21 protein-coding genes are annotated in these 20813 nt (G+C 57.2%); 15 read left to right on the top strand and 6 right to left on the bottom strand.

The features are described 5' to 3' along the window. Positions 1-8: 8 nt before the first annotated feature. The gene (locus tag AC13D2_RS10170) at positions 9-995 is read right to left on the bottom strand and encodes an ABC transporter substrate-binding protein (RefSeq protein WP_421910677.1); all 987 of its coding nucleotides are present in this window, start codon (positions 993-995) and stop codon (positions 9-11) included. Between the two features lie 299 nt (positions 996-1294). Between AC13D2_RS10170 and AC13D2_RS10165 the strand changes: the two genes are divergently transcribed. Further along, positions 1295-2962 (top strand): AMP-binding protein, encoded by a 1668-nt coding sequence (locus tag AC13D2_RS10165; RefSeq protein ID WP_482938562.1) that lies wholly within the window; start codon positions 1295-1297, stop codon positions 2960-2962. A 72-nt stretch (positions 2963-3034) separates the two neighbouring features. Beyond that, positions 3035-3520, top strand: a complete 486-nt coding sequence (locus AC13D2_RS10160) for a thioesterase domain-containing protein (RefSeq protein WP_482938561.1) — start codon at positions 3035-3037, stop codon at positions 3518-3520. A 37-nt stretch (positions 3521-3557) separates the two neighbouring features. Here AC13D2_RS10160 and AC13D2_RS10155 read toward each other — a convergent pair whose 3' ends face one another. Further along, a complete protein-coding gene (locus AC13D2_RS10155; protein ID WP_482938560.1) occupies positions 3558-5240 on the bottom strand; it encodes an ABC transporter permease in 1683 nt (560 codons plus the stop codon). Between the two features lie 88 nt (positions 5241-5328). Beyond that, complete coding sequence (locus AC13D2_RS10150; protein WP_482938559.1) at positions 5329-6342, bottom strand: Fe(3+) ABC transporter substrate-binding protein; 1014 nt, start codon at positions 6340-6342, stop codon at positions 5329-5331. A 196-nt stretch (positions 6343-6538) separates the two neighbouring features. Here AC13D2_RS10150 and AC13D2_RS10145 point away from each other — a divergent pair, with 196 nt between their 5' ends. From AC13D2_RS10145 to AC13D2_RS10135, 3 genes are all read left to right on the top strand, one after another. After that, positions 6539-6811: a PilZ domain-containing protein gene (locus tag AC13D2_RS10145; RefSeq protein WP_292050032.1), complete on the top strand. Its 273-nt coding sequence runs from the start codon at positions 6539-6541 to the stop codon at positions 6809-6811. A 15-nt stretch (positions 6812-6826) separates the two neighbouring features. Further along, positions 6827-7426: a hypothetical protein gene (locus tag AC13D2_RS10140; RefSeq protein WP_482938558.1), complete on the top strand. Its 600-nt coding sequence runs from the start codon at positions 6827-6829 to the stop codon at positions 7424-7426. A 180-nt stretch (positions 7427-7606) separates the two neighbouring features. Further along, entirely contained in the window at positions 7607-8914 is a 1308-nt protein-coding gene (locus AC13D2_RS10135) for an HD-GYP domain-containing protein (RefSeq protein ID WP_420391055.1), read from the top strand. A gap of 22 nt (positions 8915-8936) precedes the next feature. On the opposite strand, the gene AC13D2_RS10130 is transcribed toward AC13D2_RS10135, so the two are convergent. Beyond that, the gene (locus tag AC13D2_RS10130) at positions 8937-10073 is read right to left on the bottom strand and encodes an organic solvent ABC transporter permease (protein ID WP_482938557.1); all 1137 of its coding nucleotides are present in this window, start codon (positions 10071-10073) and stop codon (positions 8937-8939) included. 255 nt (positions 10074-10328) lie between these two features. On the opposite strand from AC13D2_RS10130, the gene AC13D2_RS10125 reads away from it, so the two are divergent. Genes AC13D2_RS10125 through queF form a run of 3 tightly spaced genes read left to right on the top strand, consistent with a single transcriptional unit; the run spans position 10329 to position 12887 of the window. After that, complete coding sequence (locus tag AC13D2_RS10125) at positions 10329-11276, top strand: ABC transporter ATP-binding protein (RefSeq protein ID WP_292050036.1); 948 nt, start codon at positions 10329-10331, stop codon at positions 11274-11276. Next, the gene (locus AC13D2_RS10120) at positions 11273-12046 is read left to right on the top strand and encodes an ABC transporter permease (RefSeq protein ID WP_292050037.1); all 774 of its coding nucleotides are present in this window, start codon (positions 11273-11275) and stop codon (positions 12044-12046) included. The genes AC13D2_RS10125 and AC13D2_RS10120 overlap by 4 nt, the downstream gene beginning before the upstream one ends. 22 nt (positions 12047-12068) lie before the next feature. Beyond that, positions 12069-12887 carry an NADPH-dependent 7-cyano-7-deazaguanine reductase QueF gene (gene queF / locus AC13D2_RS10115; RefSeq protein ID WP_292050038.1) on the top strand — a complete coding sequence of 273 codons (819 nt, stop codon included), beginning with the start codon at positions 12069-12071 and terminating at the stop codon, positions 12885-12887. Positions 12888-12904: 17 nt separating this feature from the next. Here the strand turns inward: queF and AC13D2_RS10110 are convergent, their stop codons facing one another. Together AC13D2_RS10110 and AC13D2_RS10105 are read right to left on the bottom strand one after the other, a co-directional pair. Continuing rightward, the gene (locus AC13D2_RS10110; RefSeq protein WP_292050039.1) at positions 12905-14341 is read right to left on the bottom strand and encodes an adenylate/guanylate cyclase domain-containing protein; all 1437 of its coding nucleotides are present in this window, start codon (positions 14339-14341) and stop codon (positions 12905-12907) included. Next, on the bottom strand, positions 14342-14653 hold the full coding sequence (locus tag AC13D2_RS10105; RefSeq protein WP_292050040.1) for an Mpo1-like protein: 312 nt from the start codon (positions 14651-14653) through the stop codon (positions 14342-14344). A 161-nt stretch (positions 14654-14814) separates the two neighbouring features. On the opposite strand from AC13D2_RS10105, the gene AC13D2_RS10100 reads away from it, so the two are divergent. The 7 genes from AC13D2_RS10100 to flgG all read left to right on the top strand — a co-directional run bounded on the left by AC13D2_RS10100 (position 14815) and on the right by flgG (position 20789). After that, on the top strand, positions 14815-15372 hold the full coding sequence (locus tag AC13D2_RS10100; RefSeq protein WP_292050041.1) for a nitroreductase family protein: 558 nt from the start codon (positions 14815-14817) through the stop codon (positions 15370-15372). A gap of 203 nt (positions 15373-15575) precedes the next feature. Next, positions 15576-15974 (top strand): flagellar basal body rod protein FlgB, encoded by a 399-nt coding sequence (gene flgB / locus AC13D2_RS10095; protein ID WP_292050042.1) that lies wholly within the window; start codon positions 15576-15578, stop codon positions 15972-15974. 34 nt (positions 15975-16008) lie between these two features. Then, positions 16009-16458 carry a flagellar basal body rod protein FlgC gene (flgC, locus tag AC13D2_RS10090; protein ID WP_292050043.1) on the top strand — a complete coding sequence of 150 codons (450 nt, stop codon included), beginning with the start codon at positions 16009-16011 and terminating at the stop codon, positions 16456-16458. 18 nt (positions 16459-16476) lie between these two features. Next, positions 16477-17154: a flagellar hook assembly protein FlgD gene (locus AC13D2_RS10085; protein ID WP_292050044.1), complete on the top strand. Its 678-nt coding sequence runs from the start codon at positions 16477-16479 to the stop codon at positions 17152-17154. Between the two features lie 27 nt (positions 17155-17181). Next, positions 17182-19080: a flagellar hook protein FlgE gene (locus AC13D2_RS10080; protein WP_300498062.1), complete on the top strand. Its 1899-nt coding sequence runs from the start codon at positions 17182-17184 to the stop codon at positions 19078-19080. Between the two features lie 82 nt (positions 19081-19162). Continuing rightward, entirely contained in the window at positions 19163-19915 is a 753-nt protein-coding gene (locus AC13D2_RS10075) for a flagellar basal body rod protein FlgF (RefSeq protein ID WP_127401097.1), read from the top strand. A gap of 85 nt (positions 19916-20000) precedes the next feature. Continuing rightward, positions 20001-20789, top strand: a complete 789-nt coding sequence (gene flgG / locus AC13D2_RS10070) for a flagellar basal-body rod protein FlgG (RefSeq protein ID WP_127401099.1) — start codon at positions 20001-20003, stop codon at positions 20787-20789. The last annotated feature ends 24 nt before the right edge of the window (positions 20790-20813 follow it).

Genomic DNA, 20813 nt, shown 5'->3' with positions numbered 1-20813 from the left:
ACAGTGGGTTACTTGTCGCTGTTTACGACTTTTTTCGCATCGCTGATCAGGTCGTCGGACAGGGTAATGCCCATGCGCTCTGCGGCAGCGGGGTTCACGAACAGTTCCAGGGTGTCCACGGATTCCACGTCCATGTCACCGGGGTTGGCACCTTCCAGGATACGGGCCACCATGGCGCCGGTCTGGCGGCCGTGGTCGTAGTAGTCGAAGCCCAGTGCCGCAGCGGCGCCACGGCCGACGGTGGCGGTATCAGCGGCGAAGACCGGAATACTGGCGCGCTCGCCCACGGAAATGACGGCTTCCACGGCGCTGATGACGGTGTTGTCGGTGGTCAGGTAAATAGCGTCCGCTTTGCCCACCAGGGAGCGAGCAGCACCGAGCACTTCCGAGGTCTTGGTGGCGGCGGCTTTAACCAGTTCCATGTCACGGGCCTGCAGGCGCTCCTCAAGCAGCTCCACCAGCGCCACGGCGTTGGCTTCTCCGGGGTTGTAGACGGTGCCGATGCGTTTGGCGTCTGGCACCACCCGCTCGAGCAGGTCGAGGTGGCGTTCGATGGGCAGCATGTCGGTCACGCCGGTGATGTTGGCTCCCGGAGCCTTCAGGCTTTTCACCAGTTTGGCGCCGACTGGGTCGGTCACTGCGGAGAAGACTACTGGAGTCTGGCGGGCGGCGGCTGCCATGGTCTGGGCCGATGGCGTGGCGATGGCGACGATCACATCCGGGCCTTCACCCACGAATTTGCGGGCAATCTGTGACGCGATAGCGGCGTTACCCTGGGCGCTTTCGTGCATGATGCGAACCTGTTCGCCGTCGTTGTATCCCTGTGCTTCCAGTTCGTCTCTGACGCCCTGATAGACAGCATCTAGTGCCGGATGCTCCACAATCTGGGTGATGGCGACTACCCGCTGTTCGTCGCTCTGTGCAATGGCGGGTGCCATGGCCGCCATTGCCAGCAGGGCGGTGCCGATCAGCGTACGCAGAATCTTGTTGGCCATAAACCGGTCTCCGGGTCTGTTCAGACTGTTTGGCGCGCCGGGAGATCGAACGCGCGTTTAATAATGGGGCGGGAGTTTATCACAGGCTATTGGATTGATGGGTAAGGGAAGGTACCTTTTACAGGGATTCGCGCGGGGGTATGCCAGCCAAAAGTACATGTGAAGTGGAATAGTTTTAGTTCCGTCACGTTTTGACGGTGATGGCTGTGGTGAAATAGGCTACTAAAGTCTAATGCACTGTAGCCCTTACATACTAAAAACACCGATAATTCAAAAATAACACAACGCAAGGAAGGTCCATGGACACTACTGACAAACTCCCCCTGGATATGGTTTATCACTGGGAACACGCCAAGGCGGATTCCCTGTACCTGACTCAGCCCATTGGCGACGGCAAGGTTGTTGAATACACCTGGAAGCGCGCGGTGGACGAAGCCCGCAGGATGGCCTCGTACCTGAAATCCCTGAACCTGCCGGAGAAGAGCCGGGTCGGGATCATTTCCAAGAACTGTGCGCAGTGGATTATGTCGGACTGGGCCATCTGGATGGCTGGCCATGTTTCCGTGCCGCTGTATCCCACCTTGAATGCCGATACTGTGAACTACATCCTCAACCACAGCGAATGCGAGGTTCTGTTCGTTGGCAAGCTGGATGACTGGGACCTGATGAAGTCAGGCGTGCCGGAGTCCGTGCGCTGTATTTCTTACCCACTGAGCCCGCCCAACGACTTTGAAACCTGGGATGACCTTGTTGGCAAGTACCCTCCGTTGGAGGAAAACATCCAGCGAGATGCGGATGAGCTGGCGACGATCGTGTATACGTCCGGTAGTACCGGTCGGCCAAAGGGCGTCATGCTGAGTTTCCACAATATGGCGTTTGCGGCAGTTGGCGGCACTCAGGTGCTGGGTGTGGGTGCGGACGAGCGTATGCTGTCCTACCTGCCGCTGGCGCATGTTTTCGAGCGCACGTTTGTAGAATTGGGCTCGCTGTATTCCGGTTTTCAGCTGTTCTTCGCCGAGTCGTTGGATACCTTTGTTCAGGATCTGCAGCGCGCGCAGCCCACATTGTTCCTGTCAGTGCCCCGCCTATGGGTGAAGTTCCAGCATGGCGTTCTGCAGAAGCTGCCCAAGGAGAAGCTGGAAAAGCTGCTGAAGGTTCCGCTGCTGAACAAGGTGATCAAGAAGAAGGTGCTAAAGGGGCTGGGCCTGAACAAGGTCAAACTGGCGGGCAGTGGCTCCGCACCCCTGTCCAACGATGTACTGGACTGGTACCGCAACCTGGGGCTGGAACTGCTGGAAGGCTATGGCATGTCCGAGAACTTTGCCTATTCCCACATGAACAAGCCTGGCCGTTCCCGTACCGGCTACGTGGGTGAAGCGTTACCCGGCGTGGAAATGAAGATCAGCGACGAGGGCGAAGTGCTGGTGAAGAGCCCCGCAACGATGATGGGCTACTACAAGGATGAGGAAAAAACCCGCGAGACCTTCTCGGACGATAACTTCCTCAGAACCGGAGATAAAGGCGAGATTGATGAGATGGGCCGCCTGAAGCTGACTGGCCGCATCAAGGAAATCTTCAAGACCAGCAAGGGTAAGTACATCGCCCCCGCGCCGATCGAGAACCGCCTGATGTCCCATGAGGCCATCGAGATGGTGTGCGTGTCGGGTGCCAATCAGACGCAACCTCACGCGCTGGTAATGCTGGGCGAGGAGATTCGTCCGAAGATGGCCGATGAAGCATTCCGCAATGACATCGAGGCCAGCTTCACGCAGTTGATCGCGGACGTGAACAAGACCGTGGACCCTCACGAGCAACTGGCGTTCATTACCGTGGTGAGCGATGAATGGTCCATCGAGAACAGCTTCCTGACCCCCACACTGAAACTGAAGCGCAATGTGGTGGAGGATGCCTACCAGGAAAATGTGGACACCTGGTACGCGAAGCGGCAGCCGGTCATCTGGCAGTAGAAAAAACCGACGTAAGTCGCATAGGGAAAGCGCTGAAACGGGCCTAAACTGAAGACATATTCAGGAGGGAATATGACTCAGTTAGCCCGGTTTCAGAAACGCATTCATGACATGATTCCGCTCTCGGAAGCGTTGGGTGTGGAGCTGGTTTCCTATGACGGACACACGTTGTTGGTCAGTGCTCCGCTGGCTCCCAATCACAACCATCAGGGTACTGGCTTCGGAGGTAGTGTGTACTCCGTTGCGGTGATCTCCGCCTGGGGGTTGGTTGAGCTGGTATTGACCGACCTGGGGTTGGCCGGAAACGTAGTGATCCAGATGGGTGAAATCGAGCACATTGAACCGGTAGACACCAACTTCTTCGCCCTTTGCCGCCTTCCCGGCGGTGAAGTCCCTGCCCGGTTCCGAAAGAGCCTGGCCCGCCATGGTAAAGGCCGTCTTTCCCTGATTGCTGAAGTGTACTGCGGCGAACCCACCACGGAGCCTGTCAGAGAACCCGTTGCGGTTTTCCAGGGCCGCTTTGTGGTTCAGGGCGCGCATTCCCGTTCGGTGATCTGAACGGAATTCCCGGCTGCAGGCCTGACGATGGCGAACGTCAGCTAATGGCCCGGGTGTCGGAAATGGACTTGCTCATCAGGATGATCGGAATGATGCCGGCCAGCACGATGATCAATGCCGGCAGGGCGCTGTGGGCCAGCTTCTCGTCCGAGGCAAACTGATACACGTAGGTGGCCAGGGTTTCAAAATTAAAGGGCCGCAGGATTAACGTCGCCGGCAGTTCCTTCATACAGTCCACGAACACCACCAACGCTGCCGTAATCAAGGTGCCCCGCAACATCGGTAAGTGAACCTTCAGCAGTGTGTTGCCCGGTGAATGGCCGAGGGACCGGGAGGCCATGTCCATGTTGGGGGTGATCTTCTGCAGGGCGCTTTCCACACTGCCGGCGGAGACCGCCAGGAAGCGTACGGTATAGGCGAACACCAGCGCAAAGGCACTACCACTAAGCAGCAGCCCGCTGCTGACACCAAAGCTGTCCCTCAGGATATCATCCACCCAATTGTCGAAACCTGCCAACGGCACAATCACACCCACTGCAAGCACGGCGCCGGGCATGGCGTAGCCCAGGCTGGACAGCCGCATCATCACGCGCATACCCCGGGTATCGTGCAGGCGGCGGCTGTAGGCGAGGGTGACACCAATAATCAGCGTGGTCAGCGCGGCGGTTCCCGAGAGGAACAGGCTATTCAGGGTGTTACGGACGAAGTCCGGGTTCCAGCTCTCGTCGAAGTATTCCCAGGCATAGTGGCCAAGAGTGGCGGCTGGCAGCAGGAAACCGAAGATCACTGGAACGGCGCAGACGGCCACGCAGACCCACTGGCGCGGGCGTGACAGCGAGAAGCGGCGGATTGGCTCGCGGTTGTCCCGCGCCGCGAACTGTTGCTGTTTGCGACGGGAATAGCGCTCCAGAGTCACCAGGATGACGACGAAGGCCAGCATGGTTGTGGCGATCTGCGCAGCACCTCCCAGATTACCCAGGTTCATCCAGGTGTCGAACAGGCCGGCGGTCAGGGTTTGTACCGCGAAGAAATCCACCGTACCGAAGTCGTTCAGCGTTTCCATCAATACCAGCGACAGGCCAACGGCAACGGCTGGCCGGGCGATCGGCAGCACCACCCGGAAGAAGGTGCTGATGGCGGAATGCCCCAGGCTACGGCTGACCGCAAACAGGGAAGGGGATTGCTCCAGGAACGCGGCCCGTGCCAGCAGGTAAACATAGGGATAGAGCACCAGGCCGATCATCAGGGTGGCGCCTTCCAGGCTGCGAATTTCGGGGAACCAGTAGTCGGCGGCGTTGCGCCAGCCAAACCAGTCCCGCATGGCTGTCTGAACCGGCCCGGCGTAATCCAGAAGGCTGGTATAGACATAAGCGATGACATAGGCAGGCACTGCAAAGGGCAGCAGCATGGCCCATTCAAAAAACTTGCGGCCGGGAAAGTCGCACATGGTGACTGCCCAGGCGGTGGCGAGGCCGATAACCAGTGTGATGAAAGCCACGCCGGCCATGAGTTGGAGTGTGGTGACCAGATAGCGGGGAAGCGTGGTGTCCAGCAGGTGAGGCCAGATATTTTCTTCCGGAAACAACGCCAGGATAAGCACCGACAGTACCGGAAGCGCCACGATGGCGGTGGTCACTGCGGCGGTGATCAGCCAGCGTTTCGAGGTCCGTTTTGCCAGCAGGGGGTAGCTCGCCCCGGTCTGTTCAATGGCCTCGGACATAGGTTTCCTTTGAGTGAATTGGGAATAGGGTGCGGATTGTACAAAAAAGCCGGGACCTGAGTCCCGGCTTTTTCAACACATGGCTGGTTTAGTTGTCGTAATCGACGCGATCAACCATTTTCACCGCTGCACTGCGGTTCTCCGCGATTTCCTGGAGAGACAGGTCGTCTGGATTGATCTCACCCCATTCGGCCACCATGCCGGAGGGCTTTACGTCGGGGTTGGCTGGGTATTCGGTGTTGGCCTCGGCATAAATCTGCTGTGCCTTGGGCTCTGACAGGAACTCCATCAGGCGAATGGCGTTGTCCCGGTTGGGCGCACTTTTGGTCAGGGCGATGCCGCTGATGTTGATATGCGTGCCACGGCCAGCTGCGTTGGGGAACACCAGGCGGACAGACTCGGCGGCCTCGCGCTGGTTCTCGTCGTTCAGCATGTTGCCGTAGTAATAGCTGTTACCGATGGCAATGTCGCACTCGCCGGCATGAATGGCCTTGATCTGGTCACGGTCACCGCCCTGGGGCTTGCGTGCCAGGTTGTCTTTAAGACCTTCCAGCCACTCTTCAGTGGCTTCTTCGCCATGGTGGGCGATCATGGAGGAGAACAGGGCAATGTTGTAAGGGTGCTTGCCACTGCGGGTACAGATGCGATCATCCCACTTTTCGTCGGCCAGCTGCTCATAGGTGGTGATCTCACCTTCCTCAACACGCTCCTTGGAGGCGTAGATGAGGCGGCCGCGGGTGGTAAGTGCGAACCACTTGCCGTCCGGGTGGCGTAGGTTTTCAGGAATGTTTTCCTGGAGAGTGTCGTTCTCGACACCCTCTACCAGGTCGCGTTCAACCAGCTCGTTGATGCGGGAAATATCCACCGTCATCACCAGGTCCGCTGGGCTGTTGCGGCCTTCGCGCTCCAGGCGCTCGGCCAGGCCTTTTTTGGCGAAGACTACGTTGGCTTCGATGCCGGTTTCTTCCTGGAACGCATTCAGCAGCGGTTCCAGCAGGTAAGCCTGACGGTAGGAGTAGATGTTGACCTCGCCGTCGGCGCTGGCCTGCAGGGGCAGTGCGCAGGCTGCTGCGATGGCAGTCGCCGCAAGTTTCATCTTCATGGTAGGACTTCCTTTTTGGTTTTGGGTAAGAGGTGATTTTTTGAAGTGTAGTGAGACGTAATGGTAGTTAACAATGCCAACTATTCTTATTTGTGTTGCGCTGACTGTCAATACACCGTTGCCAACTTATCGCGGAAATGGTGTTATGCTTCGGAAGACTATAAAAACTATGTAAAAAGTGGTGGGCTTACTGACTATGGCTGGGAATGATCGAAGAGTACACGGTCGCACGGCAATGAGTGCGAAGGTTCGGGTTACTCATGAAGAGCTTGGCGAATTCGTGTTCTCAACCAGGGACATTTCCGATGGCGGCGTTTTTATTGTCGTCGACACCGAACCCTTCGAACCGTCGATCGGTGACAGTGTGCAGGTTCAAGTGCAGGGCCTGCCGGTGCCTGCTCCCGTGCTGGACATGGTGGTGGTGCGCAAGACCAACGACGGTTTTGGCCTACAGTTCGCGGATCAATAAACAGTTTTGGCCGGCATGACGTTCAACAAACCTTTTTTCCTTGTGCGGCTTATGGTTGCCGTTATTCCACTAGCGGTGAGTGGCTGCGCATCCTACTACACACACTATGCGGTATTCCCCGCCGAGAATTCGATGGGCGAGGAGCGCCAGGTCAAGTTGACGTGGCAGACTGCCGAATACCCTGGCTGGTGGGTGGCGGATAACCAGTCCACACCCATTACCGTTGAAACCCAATGCAGCGCCCGTGAATGGCGTTTGGTGGATGACAGTCATCAAGATGCCGCCGTCGAATCCTGCGGTGAGGGTATCCGGGCCTGTGGTCGCGAGGGGCTGGACCGTGTCGCCAGCACGGGGTTGCCCGCGGCTGACAAGCGCTGCATAATGATAAACGCCGTTGATCCAGAGGCTCGCATCGCAGACATTGACTCTTCGCTGGATCTGCTGGTGTCCTGCGAGCCCTTCAAAACCGTTCGTGGCAGTAGCGATGATGCTGAAAACATCGACTATATCCGCGCTTCGACAGTGCCTTACACCATCTATAGCCGTAAATCTCCCCGTGGATCACTCAACGCCCGACCGCCGGAACTGGACGATTCGGTTTGTGACGATGAATAGCCCGGCTAACACACGTCAGTAATGTGAGTGGTGTCACATTGCTACACTTTGTTGCCTGTTGATAGTTTTCGTTACTCCCTGTCGCGTTCCGGTTACTTCGCACTACAAAAATGTAATGGACTCTTTCTGAGCGGGCGTCACAATAGTGATTATCGATTCGTGCACGTGTAGAGGTGTCCCGTGGGAGTCCGCCAAAAGAAAATTGCTGTACACGATCTGCAGATCGGCATGTTTGTGTCCGATCTTGATCGCCCGTGGCATCAGACACCTTTCCCCATCCAGGGCTTTCATATCCGCTCGCAGGATGACGTGCGTTCACTGGTGACTCATTGCAAGTGGGTGATTATCGATGAGGCCGAAGTTCGTGAGGCCATCGAACAGACCAAACCGGGAACGCGCGCCTTCAGCCGTCCGGCCAAACGCCTCGGACATGAGCGCGAATCGGTCCAGTTACCGCCGCTCAACATCAAGGAGCCGGTCAAGTACGAATCCTTAACGACCATGCGTAGAGAACTGAAGGTGTCCAGGAAGCTGATGGTCGATGCGGAAGCGTCGCTGAATCAGGTTTTTGAGGCCATCCGTCAGGACGAAACGCCTGACCTCCGGGGGGTGGCTATCGTCACCCAGAAAATGGTCTCCAGTGTTATCCGCAACCCGGATGCCATGCTGTGGCTCAGCCGCACCCGGCATCACGATAACTACACCTATCGTCATTCCCTCAATATGGCTGTATGGGCGCTGGTTTGTGGTCGTCAGTTGGGCCTGAATGAAGGCCTTCTGAACCATCTTGGGCTGGGCTGCTTGCTGTCCCAGGTTGGTAAGCTGGATCTTCCCGCCCGTATCCTCACCAATGAGGGTAAGCTGGACTCAGACGATTTCGCCGTGTACCGCACTTATGTCGAGCGCAGTGTTGTGAAGCTTGCAGACAGCGGCTTGTCCCGGGCTGTTCTAAGTGTTGTGCAGGGCCACCGTGAACGGCATAACGGGTCCGGTTTCCCGGAGGGTGTCCGGGGCGACCGGATTCCGCTACTGGCCAAGGTGGCGGGGCTGTCGGAGTATTTCGAGACACTGATCAGCCCACGGTATTCAGCGGACGCAATGACGCCGGCCCGCGCGGTGACACTGTTGTACGAGATGCGCAACATTGAATTTCAGGAAGACCTGGTGGAGCAGTTTATCCAGGCGATTGGCATTTACCCCACCGGCAGCCTGGTAGAGCTGAACGACGGGCAGCGCGGCATTGTGGTTTCCCATGCGCCGGAGCGTCGGTTGTGGCCGAAGGTTATGGTGATGACGGACCGTGATCACCGGCCGTTGAAGTCCGCCCGGATTGTGGACCTTGCAAAATACAACGAAGGCCGGGGCGTGCACGATACCCTGACAGTGGCCGAGTGCCTGCCCCATGGCACGGAAGGGCTGAATCCGGAGCACTACGATGTGACTGGTGCGGAATCCCGGTGGAGCCTGGCACGCATTGTGGGCGGCTGATACGGCTCCGATGATTGAGCAATTATTGAATAAGCACCCTGAGCTGTTTCTTCACCCATCGGTAGTTTCCTTCGGGACGGAAGTTCACCAACAGCTCGGATTCCCCGCCAGATTCTCCCGCAACAAAATACTCCACCGACGCTGACTGCCAACCAAAAGAATGTACCACCACATCCTGATCGCGGGTGCTGATGGCTTCGATGGTATCCAGTTGAGGTTGGTCTGCGATCTTGCGTACCTGAACGGTTTTGATGGTGGTATCCGAAGCGGGGAACTCTGCCACATAGTCGTCCAGATAATAACGGTTGCCCAGCCGGGTGGTGATTGTATCCAGCTCCCGCGTGAGATAACCCTCAGCGTCCTCGACGTCGACATCCTCAAGGCTGCGGACAGCGTTGAGGATGCGATCACGTTTGCTCTGCAGGTCTTCCCGATACTCCACGTTTTCGTCACGGTCCTCTTCTTCGTCCGGGCGAGGGTCCGCGTTGGCGATTTCTGATTCGCTGGGTGGATCTTCGCAGAGCTCATCGTCGGCCGGGTAGAAGCAGATGCTTTGAAGCAACTGGTTGGCGGGAGACAGAGAGTCGCCACCTTTGGCGAAGTCGCTTTCGGGGACGTTGAAATCGATAGGTGTGCTCAGATTGGGTAGTGCAGCGTTCAGTTGGGTAATAACCCGGTCGCGAATGTCGATACCCTGCCCGTTGGAAAGGTTCAGGCTCCAGTTGAGCGCCAGAAGAAACCGTGTCAGGTTGATCAGGGTGACGTGGTTCTGGATCAGTTGCTGCTCTGTCAGACGGTGGCTCTGCAATCCTTCGTCGGTGGTGCCTGGTATCTCCAGTGCAGCCCGCACGTCCGGGAAGAACTCCAGTGGGGTGACAACGGGCCGAGCTGGAACCCCCTCCGCCAGTTGCAGGTTGCCGACGCGAAAGCTGAGCCGTTCACCGGGGTAGTAGTTAAAGTGTCCGTTGACGTCGGTGGTGCCGTTGCGGCTGGCTGTGGAATAGGTCAGCCCTGAGATACCCGCCGGCATGATCTGTCCCGAGCGTGAGTCGTCATCTCCGTCGCTGCCGCCGCCACCGAGGCACCCGGCCAAAAACACCGTTAATGCTATCGGGCAAATCAGAGACGGTAATGCGGATGTGAAGTGAACGGATTTCATGGTGGCGCGTACATTCCCTGGCGTTCGGTCGGTGGTACAAGACCTTTTGTAAATTGTTGTAACCGGCATTATAAGGAGCGCGTTGGTGCCATATCGGGAAACCTGTCGCAGTTTGGGGTTTTAGTGGGCGTGGCGGGATCGCGTTGCACTACTTGAATTTCTCTTTCGGGGCCACCACTTATAGTTTTTGTTTTCTATTCCACAATCGGCTGCCGTAACAGGATTGCTGGTAGCCCCTGCAGCTCCGGATTCACTATGACCAACGCACTTGAGATCGAAGGTCTGGTCAAGACCTATGGCGACGGCTTCCAGGCCCTGAAAGGGATTGACCTGCATGTTGCCGAAGGTGATTTTTTTGCCCTGCTCGGACCTAACGGGGCGGGGAAGTCCACCACCCTTGGCATTGTTTGCTCACTGGTGAACAAAAGCTCGGGAAAGGTTCGGGTATTCGGATCTGACATCGATACTCATCTATCGGACGCCAAACTGAACCTGGGCGTTGTGCCTCAGGAGTTCAACTTTAACCAGTTTGAGAAGGTGTTCGACATCGTGACCACCCAGGCGGGCTATTACGGCATTCCCCTGAAGAAGGCATCGGAGTCCGCCGAAAAATACCTGCGCCAGCTTGGGCTTTGGGACAAGCGCAACACGCCGGCCATGATGCTGTCGGGGGGCATGAAGCGGCGACTGATGATTGCTCGGGCGCTGGTGCACGAACCCAAACTACTGATCCTGGATGAGCCCACGGCCGGGGTGGACATTGAATTGCGCCGCTCGATGTGGACGTTCCTGGAGGAAATGAACCGACAGGGCACCACCATTATCCTGACCACTCACTACCTGGAAGAAGCGGAGGCCCTGTGCCGCAATATTGCCATCATCGACCACGGCAAAATCCTGCGTCACACCAGTAAGCGGGCGTTGCTACAGCAGTTGAGCTCTGAAACATTCGTGCTGGACACCGCCGAGCCGTTGACGGAAGCACCGGTGCTCGACGGTTTCTTCAGTCATATGGATGACGAGGGCGCCCTGGTGGTGGATGTGGAAAAAGGCCAGAGCCTGAACGGCATGTTCGTCCAGCTGGAGGCGCAGGGCGTGCGTGTGGTCAGCATGCGCACCAAGGCCAACCGACTCGAAGAGCTGTTTATCCGCATGGTTGAGGACAACAACCCCCGTAACACCAAACAGGGAGAGACCGCATGAGAACGGATGCGATGCTGACCGCGTATAAAACCATCGTCACCCGTGAAATCCGTCGCTTCATGCGGATATGGCCACAAACCCTGTTGCCACCGGCGGTCACCATGACGCTGTACTTTATTATTTTCGGGAACCTCATTGGCTCCCGTATCGGGGCGATGGGTGGCTTCGATTATATGGCGTTCATTGTTCCGGGGCTGATCATGATGTCGGTGATCACCAGTTCCTACGCCAACGTGGTGTCGTCGTTTTTCTCCATGAAATTCCAGCGCAGCATTGAGGAGTTGCTGGTATCACCCGTACCCAACTGGGTGATCCTCGCCGGCTATGTGACCGGAGGCATGTCCCGCGGTTTGGGCATTGGTTTTATCGTCACGCTGCTATCCCTGGGCTTTACACAGTTGTCGATTCATCATCTGCCGATGGTGATCCTGACGGTGTTCCTGACATCGGCGCTGTTTTCGTTGGGTGGCTTCATCAACGCCATGCTGGCGACCAAGTTCGATGATATTTCCATTGTGCCGACGTTTGTTCTGACACCGTTGACATACCTGGGCGGGGTATTCTACTCCATCGACCTGCTGCCGGGGTTCTGGCAAGGGGTGTCGATGATCAACCCGATACTCTACATGGTGAATGCCTTCCGCTACGGTATTCTGGGCGTGTCGGATGTGAATCCCTACCTTGCCCTTGGTATGATTCTGCTGTTTATTGCCATTCTGTCTGCCATTTCCCTGCGCATGTTGGCGCGCGGTAAGGGCATACGTCACTGATGAACGCTTCCCAGGATTGATCATGGCCCTTATTGATGCCCCGCTGGGCAAGTCCAGCGACTACCCGGATGCCTACGATCCGCAATTGTTGTTTCCCGTGGCGCGGGAGGAAAACCGTCGTCGCATTGGTCTGGAGGACGGTCGCTGGCCCTGGTTCGGGGAAGACCTGTGGCAGGCCTGGGAAATTTCGTGGTTGCGCACCGGGGGCGTTCCCGCGGTGGCCTGGGCGGAAATCCGGGTACCTTCGGCGTCGCCGTCCATCATTGAGTCCAAGTCCCTCAAACTGTACCTGAACTCCCTGAACCAGACGGTGTTTTCCTCTGCCGACCAGGTCCGGGACGTGATTGCCCGCGACCTGTCCAGCGCGAGTGGCGCCGCGGTGCAGGTAGACCTGCACAGTGTTGATCAAGGGGCGAGGGCGGTCGGTCGGCCGGAAGGCTTCGTGTTGATCGACGACGAGGTTGTGGAGTCCTTGGGCTACGACTACAACCCGGACAGTCTGCAGGCCGGTGGTGATGTGGTATCGGAGAAACTATGTTCGCACCTGCTGAAAAGCAACTGCCCGGTGACCGGCCAACCGGACTGGGCAACGGTGCTGATCGATTACACCGGCCCGGCGATGGACCGGGCAGGGCTACTGCGATACATAGTGAGCTTTCGCCAGAAACAGGACTTCCATGAGCATTGCGTGGAAACGATGTTTACCGACCTGATGGCCCGTTGCCAGCCGCAAAAGCTGTCGGTTTGCGCCCGTTATACAAGGAGGGGTGGTTTGGATATCAATCCATGGCGCAGCACCGACCCGGAAGAGGCAGTGGGGCCGCGGTTAATCAGGCAGTAGACTAAAGCCGGGGGTGGTCAGGAATCCTCTTCCTGACGCAGCCGCTCGGCGGCATCCTCAAGAGCAGACAGGATAGACTCCCGCTCCCTTTCGGTGATTTTTTCCGAATCCAGGTACATGGCAAAGCCGCTGCGTTCGTGCTCAAGGAAACTGCGATTGGGGCCCATGTCGCGGCGGAAATCCACCACTTCGTAGATGGACACCGGGCGGCCGAAGCCTTTCACGGTGATCTCGCCCTTGTCGCGGCACATGATGCGGTCCTTGATCAGCGAGAAGGTTTCGTAGGAGATCAGAATTTCACCGGGTTCTGCCAGGGACTCCAGGCGGCTGGCCAGGTTTACCTCTTTGCCGATGATGGTGTAGTCCATGCGGTTCTCAGCACCGAAGTTGCCGACGGTGGTGTAGCCGGTGCTGATACCCATCCGGATCTCCAGCGGTGTCTTGATGCCCTGGCTGCGCCATTTCTGCCGCATGATCTTCATGTGTTTGCGCATTTCTACAGCCATGGACACGCAGGCGAAGGCGTCTTCCTTCTGGCCCCGGCTGGTGGGGTCGCCGAAGAAAATCATGATGGAGTCGCCAACGAATTTATCGATGGTGCCGCCATATTTGAGGGCGACTTCCGACATTTCGTTGAAGTAGTGGTTCAGCAGTTCCGTCAGCGCTTCCGGCTCCATCTCCTCTGACAGTTCCGTAAAGCCCTTGATGTCGGAGAAGAACACCGCCAGTTTCTTGCGTTGCGTTTCCAGCCGCACGTCCCTTTCGCCGGTAAAGATGGACTGCCACACCTGCGGAGAGAGGTACTTGGACAGTTTGTGGGACAGGGCAATGGATTGCTCGCGTTGATTCTGGATCTGGGTTTTTGCCATCATCAGGGCACGTGCCTGCTGATGGGAATAGAACGCGGTCACACAGATATAGAGGCCAGTGGCGCTGATCGCAATAATACTGGTGATCATCGGCGACTGCAGCGACTCGGCGGGGCCCACAATGGCAACGCCGATGGCACCACAAGCCGCCATGATCATGGTGCCAAACAGCCACTGGCGGATGCCGCCCACGATCAGGCAACTAAACATCAGCATCAGCGCGACGGCGACCGAGGGTATGGCAATCAATCCAATGCAGCCGACGAATCCGCCCCCGATGGCACAGTCCGTTAACAGCATTTTCTGGCGAATACGGGAAGAGTTACGGAGAAAGGTGCGCCGGGTAAGTTGGTGGGCTATGTGAGGCCAGGTCAGGGCGCCTGAAAGCAACCACAGCATCCACAGGCCGAAGACGTCTTGAAGTACGCCCGAAACAATAATGCCGGCAGTCGCCGTGTACGCCAGTATCCTGCCGTTGTAGTCCGGCATGGGCGGGATGGCAATCGGATGGCTCGGCGCGTCAAGCAAGGTGGACTTGCTGGCACTGGTACTGGCGTTACGCAGGTCAATCGGTGCGCTCATCATTCAGAAACGGATCCGCCCGATGAGCATATCCCTGAACATCACCCAATCGCCCATAAGGCTGTACAGTGGATGTTTGAAAGTGGCGGGTCGGTTTTTCTCAAAACCATAGTGGCCAATCCAGGCAAACCCATAGCCGATAACGGGAAGAAGCAACAAATAGAGGAACTTGGCCGTTACAATGGCATAGAGTGCAACGAGGATGACCAGTAGGCTACCTATGAAGTGGAGTCTGCGGCAGTTTGTATCGCTATGTTCCTCGAGGTAGTACGGGTAGAACTCCGCGAAATTGCGGAATGTTTGCTGTTGGCTCATAAGGCGTCTACCGGCTCATTTATTCGTTTTTAAAGGTAGAGAGTACTTTTATGTCGTGGAAAGTACTTAGACTAAAGACTAACAGTAAACCATTTGTCCCACAATTCATACGGGCGTTTGGGCCCGAACTGACGTGACCACACCAACCACAGCGAGATGTTATGACAGCCGTAATGGATGCCTTGTTGAAACGGTCTTCGGAACCACGCCTGGTAGCGCCTGCGCCGGATCAGTCCACACTGGATAAAGCCTTTGCCTGTGCCGCCCGGGCACCCGACCATGCGCTGCTAAGGCCCTGGCGGTACCTGGTTATTGAAGGAGAGGAGGCATTGGATGCTTTGGGCGAACTGTTTGCCGCGACCTGTGGCGATGATGGTACGGATAAAGAGCGCAGCAAACTCCACAAGAAGGCATTGCGGGCGCCAATGGTGATTGTCGGTATTGCGTCCTACCAGACCCATCCCAAAGTGCCTGAGATCGAGCAGTCCATGTCGGCCGCTGTGGGTATGGGTTATTTGTTGCTGGCTCTGGAATCCGCCGGGTTCGGCGTTATGTGGCGTACCGGCGCCATGGCCTACAATCCAATGATCGCCCGTGGCTTGGGGCTGGACGACAACGAGGTCATAACCGGGTTCTTGTATACGGGTAGCGTAAATGAGAACAAGCCCGGCGTGCCAAGGCCTGAGCAGAAAGACTTTGTCAGGCGCTGGCCTGACTAGTTGCCGCCATGTTGCCCCCGCCACTGTCGCGGGGGAAACCCCTTGCCGCTTTACGCCCTTTATTGGCTTATCGAATGCCGCCGTACCTTCCCCAGCCCGCATCCCGCAACAACTTCTTAAAACTGGCATTGTGATTGCAGTATCTCTGTAAGAACGCACAAGCGGCAAAACGACCAACGCCGTGTGCAGGAATCGGAGGCACTATGGCAATTTCTCTGGACAAAGCATTAGGCATTCATCAGCACGCCCTGGAAGGCCGGGTAAGGCGTGCGGAGGTGCTGGCCAACAATCTCGCCAACGCTGATACCCCGGGCTATAAGGCTCGGGATGTGGACTTCCAGGCGATGATGCAGAAGGCTCAGGACAGCATGAGTGGTTTCGGCATGACCCGTACCCACGAGTCCCACATGGACACTTCGTCCATGGGCGCCGACAGCGAATTGCTCTATCGGGTACCTCATCAGCCGTCCGTGGACGGCAACACGGTGGATGCCCAGCAGGAGCAGACCCGCTTCATGCGTAACGCCATGGATTACCAGGCCAGTTTCCAGTTCCTGGACGGAAAGGTTTCAGGCATCAAAAAGGCACTCTCTGGCCAGTAAATCTGGGCGCAGCCATTAACTGAGGAGCACCATCATGTCCCTGGGTAATATTTTCGACATCGCCGGGTCCGGTATGACAGCCCAGTCGCTGCGGCTGAACACCACTGCGTCCAACATCGCCAATGCAGAGACGGCCAGTTCCAGTACGGACCAGACCTATCGCGCCCGCAAGCCTGTTTTCGCGGCGATACAGCAGTCCATGTTGAACCCTTCTCAGCAGGGCATGGCGTTTGGCAATGACGACGGCCCAGGCGCAGGTGTGCGGGTTGAAGGCATCGTCGAGAGCAATGCCGATTTGCAGATGCGCTACGAGCCCGATCATCCTGCCGCGAACGAGGATGGGTACGTGTTCTATCCCAACGTCAACGTGGTTGAAGAGATGGCGGACATGATGTCGTCGTCACGCAGCTTCCAGATGAACGTGGACATTATGAACAGCGCCAAATCCATGATGCAGCGTATCCTGACCCTGGGTCAGCAGTAACCGAGCGAGGATTGAATCATGAGCGTAGTGAATAACACCACAGACGCTTCGGATGTGCTGAGCCAGTTTCGAGTGCAGCAAGACCAGGCTAAGAGCGGAAGTGAGCTCGGTAAGAACGAGTTCATGGAATTGATGATCGCTCAGCTCAAGAACCAGAACCCTCTCGAGCCCCAGGACAACGGCGAATTTATATCCCAACTGGCGCAGTTCAGTTCCCTGGAGGAAATGCAGAGCCTGTCCGGCAGTGTCGACGATATGGCCAGTCAGTTCCGCTCCACCCAGGCACTGCAGGCCTCCGCAATGGTCGGGCGCACGGTGTTGGCGCCGTCATCCATTGGTGTGCTTGGCGCGGACGGTGAGATATCCGGTAACGTTTCCGTTCCGGCGACCACATCCGGGCTGAGAATCACCATTGAGAATGAATCCGGTGAGCAGGTTCGGCAGATTGATATGGGAGAGCAGCAGCCTGGCCAGACAGCGTTCAGCTGGGACGGCAAGGATGGCAACGGCAACAGTTTGCCACCTGGACGCTATAAGGTGGTGGCAGAAGCGTCATACCCCGGCGGGCTCGAGCAACTGGGCACCATGGTCAGCGCCAATGTCGACAGTGTGTCGCTGGGGCAGGGTGGCAGCATTACTCTGAACCTGGCCGGCATGGGCTCCATCGCGCTGCAAGATGTTCAGCAGATTAATTGATACTGGTGAAACAGTAAGAGGTGAAGTATGGCTTTTAACACAGGTCTTAGCGGCTTAAGGGCGTCATCGGTGGATCTGGATGTCACCGGTAACAACATTGCCAACGCGAGTACAGTCGGCTTCAAAAGCAGTCAGGCGCAGTTTGGCGACTTGTACGCCAGTGGCTTCCTGAGTGCCGGCACCAATCCGATTGGGGATGGTGTACGGGTACAGGATGTGAAACAGAACTTCGGGCAGGGCAATATCAGCTTTACCGACAACGGCCTGGACCTTGCCATCAACGGCGACGGTTTCTTTGTGCTGAATAACGGCGGTGAAGTGCGGTACTCCCGTGCTGGCCAGTTCGGTATCGACAAAGACGGCTTTGTCACCAACAACCAGAACATGCGGGTTCAGGGTTTCGTTGCTGATGACGACGGTAACCTTTCCGGTATTCGTGGTGATCTGCAGGTTGAAACCGATAATCTGGCGCCTCGCCGCACCACCAATCTGCGCTCGGACCTGAATCTGGATTCCCGGGAAACCGTGTTGGAGCGTCGGGTTGCTGATATGGGCGACTATACGGCCCCAGCCGGAGCCACCGGTTTTCCCTCTGAAACCTTCGAAATCACCTACGCAGATGGCAGTGTGGTGAGCGTACCCATCAACGCAGCGGGATCGACTGATTTCTCAGCGGCTGACGTCGTCGATGTGCTCAATGGGCAGGACGGTCTCTCTGCCTCCGCGACCACTACCTATGAGGGGATGTCTGAAGCGGATTTGAACGCCGCCATTGCGGCTGGCAACTTCAGCTTTGACCTTGCGGTAGGCGGGGTCACTGTTCCCGTGGACACGACGGGTGTGACCGATGCAGCTTCCCTGGTCAGTGCCATCAACAACGCCCAGGCGCCGACGATCTCGGCATCACTCACGGGCGGCAACCTGAGGTTGATCGACAATCGCGGCAACAACGTCACCGCCGGTTTTACCAGCGATGGCCCGAACCAGGCACCGGAGACAACCGTTGGCACGGTGAGGCCGCAGGCCGATCGTGAGATTACCGATATTGCATCAACCAGCGGTGCCACGAACCTCACGGACTCGTGGAACGCGCGTAACATCGAGATTACCAACCAGTTCAATCCACTGGATCAGCGTACTTACAACCACGCAACATCGACCACCGTTTACGACAGCCTGGGTAACTCTCACGAGATGACCCAGTTCTACGTGAAGCAACCGGCCCCAGGTAATGGTGTGGGTGTGAGTGAATGGTCCGTATACCTGCAGATCGACGGTGAATTCGTGGCCGGAACCGATCAGAACCCCTACCAGGCTCGTTTTGACCAGGACGGGGAGTTGCAATCGGTGAACGGTGACCCCAATGGCGAGATTCTGATCAGCGACTGGACGCCGAAGGATGCCGACGGCACTCCGAACGGCGCAGATGGCCCTCCGGGGCCGGGTGAAAATATCACCACGCCCATTCCAGAGCCTCCGACCACCTCGGCCTTTGTGCTGGACCTTGGCAATACCACCCAGTACGGCAGCAACTTTGGGGTAAACGACCAGCGTCAGAACGGCTATGCCACCGGTAGGCTGTCGGGTCTGGATGTGTCGGACCAGGGTGTTCTGTTTGCCCGGTACACCAATGGTCAATCCCAGTCCCTGGGCCAGGTCGCGTTGGCTTCGTTCAACAATACCAACGGTCTGTCGCCGGTGGGCGAAACCTCTTGGGTTGAAACCTTCGAGTCCGGCCAGCCGATTATTGGTGCGCCTGATACCGGAACCCTGGGGGCGATCAAGGCCAGCTCCATTGAGGAGTCCAACGTGGACCTGTCGGCGGAACTGGTAAACCTGATCATTGCCCAGCGGAACTACCAGGCCAACGCCAAGACGATTGAGACTTCCGATGCGGTTACCCAGACCATCATCAACCTCCGCTAGTTCTAAAATGTGAACATGGCACAACTCCTGCTTGAACATAGGAAAGACTGGAAACAGTCAATATTCCGGCAGGAGTTTTCCCATGGACAAAGCCCTCTATCTAGGAATGTCCGGCGCCAAGCAGAACATGCTTTCCCAGCGCGCCCACGCCAATAACCTGGCAAACGTCAGTACCACCGGTTTCAAGGCGGATTTCGCCCAGGCCCGCAGCATGCCGGTGTTTGGTGAGCACCATCCCACACGTGCCTATGCCATGGCCGAGAGGCCTGGAACAGACCTTTCCGCCGGTGCGTTGATGGACACTGGCCGCAAACTGGACGTCGCCGTTGAGGGCGATGGTTGGCTGGCCGTGCAGAATCAGCAGGGCGAGGAAGTGTTCACCCGGTCCGGCGGCATGCAGATCGACGTCAACGGCCTGATGCGTCTCTCCAGCGGAGAGATGGTGATGGGCAATGGCGGGCCGGTAGCGCTGCCGCCATTCGATAACGTGCAGATTGGCGCGGACGGAACCATTTCCGTGGTACCCGTCGGCGGCCCGCCGGATCAGCTGGTTGAGGTGGATCGACTGAAGCTGGTGAACCCACCACGGGACGCGCTGGAAAAAGGCGTAGATGGCTTTATTCGTCGCAAGGCAGATCAGGCGCTGAATGGCCCTGAGCCGCCCGATGCCACTATGCGCGTTGCGTCGGGGTTTCTGGAAAGCTCCAACGTGAACGCGGTGGAAGAGATGATCTCCAATCTGCAATTGTCCCGTCAGTACGAAATGCAGGTGAAGATAATGACCACCGCCAACGAGAATGCCGAAGCGTCGGCACGACTGTTGCAGAACCTCTGATAAACCCTATGAACATCGACCGGGTGAGCGCAGAAGCGGCAAAAATCGACCGCATTGAAAACGCCCCCGGCAAGGAGTAGACGACATGCATCCAGCACTTTGGGTCAGCAAAACCGGGTTGAGCGCGCAGGACACCAATATGTCCACGATCTCCAACAACCTGGCTAACGTGAACACCACCGGTTTCAAACGCGACCGCGCAGTGTTCCAGGATCTGCTGTACCAGATTGACCGGCAACCCGGTGGTCTGAATACCCAGAACTCGGAGCTGCCGTCCGGTCTCCAACTGGGTACCGGTGTTCGCATCGTCGGCACGGCCAAGCAGTTTTCCCAGGGCAACCTGGAAGTCACCGAGCAGCCCCTGGACATGGCAGTGAACGGCCGCGGATTCATGCAGATCCTGCTCCCGGACGGGCAGATTGCCTATACCCGCGATGGCCAGTTCCAGTTGAACTCCAACGGCGACATCGTCAACCCCGATGGCTACACCCTGGAGCCGAACATCAACGTTCCTGAAAACGCCACTAACATCACCATTGGCAAGGACGGCACAGTAACGGCTGTTACCGATGACCAGGCGGCTCCGGTGAACCTGGGCGAAATTACCCTGGTGGATTTCATTAACCCCCAGGGCTTGCAGGCAATTGGTCATAACCTTTTCAAAGCGACCAACGCCAGTGGTGATCCGGCGGAAGGTGTGCCAGGTCTCTTAGGCCTAGGGTCTCTGGAGCAGGGCATGGTGGAGTCCTCCAATGTGGAAGTTGTGGAAGAATTGGTTAACATGATTACCACCCAAAGAGCTTATGAGATGAACTCAAAAGTGGTCTCCGCGACTGACCAGATGCTCCAGTTTATTACGAATAATATAGGCTAACCATGAGAGGGCGCTGGGAGAAGA

It is taken from the genome of Marinobacter sp. B-12 (assembly GCF_056857915.1).
The sequence above is the reverse complement of the archived record's forward strand: the minus strand, read 5'-3'. Positions and strand labels throughout refer to the sequence as shown.

What these genes read in the sequence shown, in the direction of transcription:
- AC13D2_RS10170 (WP_421910677.1), bottom strand. Translation starts at nt 995, where the DNA reads ATGGCCAACAAGATTCTGCGTACGCTGATCGGCACCGCCCTGCTGGCA.
- AC13D2_RS10165 (WP_482938562.1), top strand. Translation starts at nt 1,295, where the DNA reads ATGGACACTACTGACAAACTCCCCCTGGATATGGTTTATCACTGGGAA.
- AC13D2_RS10160 (WP_482938561.1), top strand. Translation starts at nt 3,035, where the DNA reads ATGACTCAGTTAGCCCGGTTTCAGAAACGCATTCATGACATGATTCCG.
- AC13D2_RS10155 (WP_482938560.1), bottom strand. Translation starts at nt 5,240, where the DNA reads ATGTCCGAGGCCATTGAACAGACCGGGGCGAGCTACCCCCTGCTGGCA.
- AC13D2_RS10150 (WP_482938559.1), bottom strand. Translation starts at nt 6,342, where the DNA reads ATGAAGATGAAACTTGCGGCGACTGCCATCGCAGCAGCCTGCGCACTG.
- AC13D2_RS10145 (WP_292050032.1), top strand. Translation starts at nt 6,539, where the DNA reads ATGGCTGGGAATGATCGAAGAGTACACGGTCGCACGGCAATGAGTGCG.
- AC13D2_RS10140 (WP_482938558.1), top strand. Translation starts at nt 6,827, where the DNA reads ATGACGTTCAACAAACCTTTTTTCCTTGTGCGGCTTATGGTTGCCGTT.
- AC13D2_RS10130 (WP_482938557.1), bottom strand. Translation starts at nt 10,073, where the DNA reads ATGAAATCCGTTCACTTCACATCCGCATTACCGTCTCTGATTTGCCCG.
- AC13D2_RS10125 (WP_292050036.1), top strand. Translation starts at nt 10,329, where the DNA reads ATGACCAACGCACTTGAGATCGAAGGTCTGGTCAAGACCTATGGCGAC.
- AC13D2_RS10120 (WP_292050037.1), top strand. Translation starts at nt 11,273, where the DNA reads ATGAGAACGGATGCGATGCTGACCGCGTATAAAACCATCGTCACCCGT.
- queF (WP_292050038.1), top strand. Translation starts at nt 12,069, where the DNA reads ATGGCCCTTATTGATGCCCCGCTGGGCAAGTCCAGCGACTACCCGGAT.
- AC13D2_RS10110 (WP_292050039.1), bottom strand. Translation starts at nt 14,341, where the DNA reads ATGATGAGCGCACCGATTGACCTGCGTAACGCCAGTACCAGTGCCAGC.
- AC13D2_RS10105 (WP_292050040.1), bottom strand. Translation starts at nt 14,653, where the DNA reads ATGAGCCAACAGCAAACATTCCGCAATTTCGCGGAGTTCTACCCGTAC.
- AC13D2_RS10100 (WP_292050041.1), top strand. Translation starts at nt 14,815, where the DNA reads ATGACAGCCGTAATGGATGCCTTGTTGAAACGGTCTTCGGAACCACGC.
- flgB (WP_292050042.1), top strand. Translation starts at nt 15,576, where the DNA reads ATGGCAATTTCTCTGGACAAAGCATTAGGCATTCATCAGCACGCCCTG.
- flgC (WP_292050043.1), top strand. Translation starts at nt 16,009, where the DNA reads ATGTCCCTGGGTAATATTTTCGACATCGCCGGGTCCGGTATGACAGCC.
- AC13D2_RS10085 (WP_292050044.1), top strand. Translation starts at nt 16,477, where the DNA reads ATGAGCGTAGTGAATAACACCACAGACGCTTCGGATGTGCTGAGCCAG.
- AC13D2_RS10080 (WP_300498062.1), top strand. Translation starts at nt 17,182, where the DNA reads ATGGCTTTTAACACAGGTCTTAGCGGCTTAAGGGCGTCATCGGTGGAT.
- AC13D2_RS10075 (WP_127401097.1), top strand. Translation starts at nt 19,163, where the DNA reads ATGGACAAAGCCCTCTATCTAGGAATGTCCGGCGCCAAGCAGAACATG.
- flgG (WP_127401099.1), top strand. Translation starts at nt 20,001, where the DNA reads ATGCATCCAGCACTTTGGGTCAGCAAAACCGGGTTGAGCGCGCAGGAC.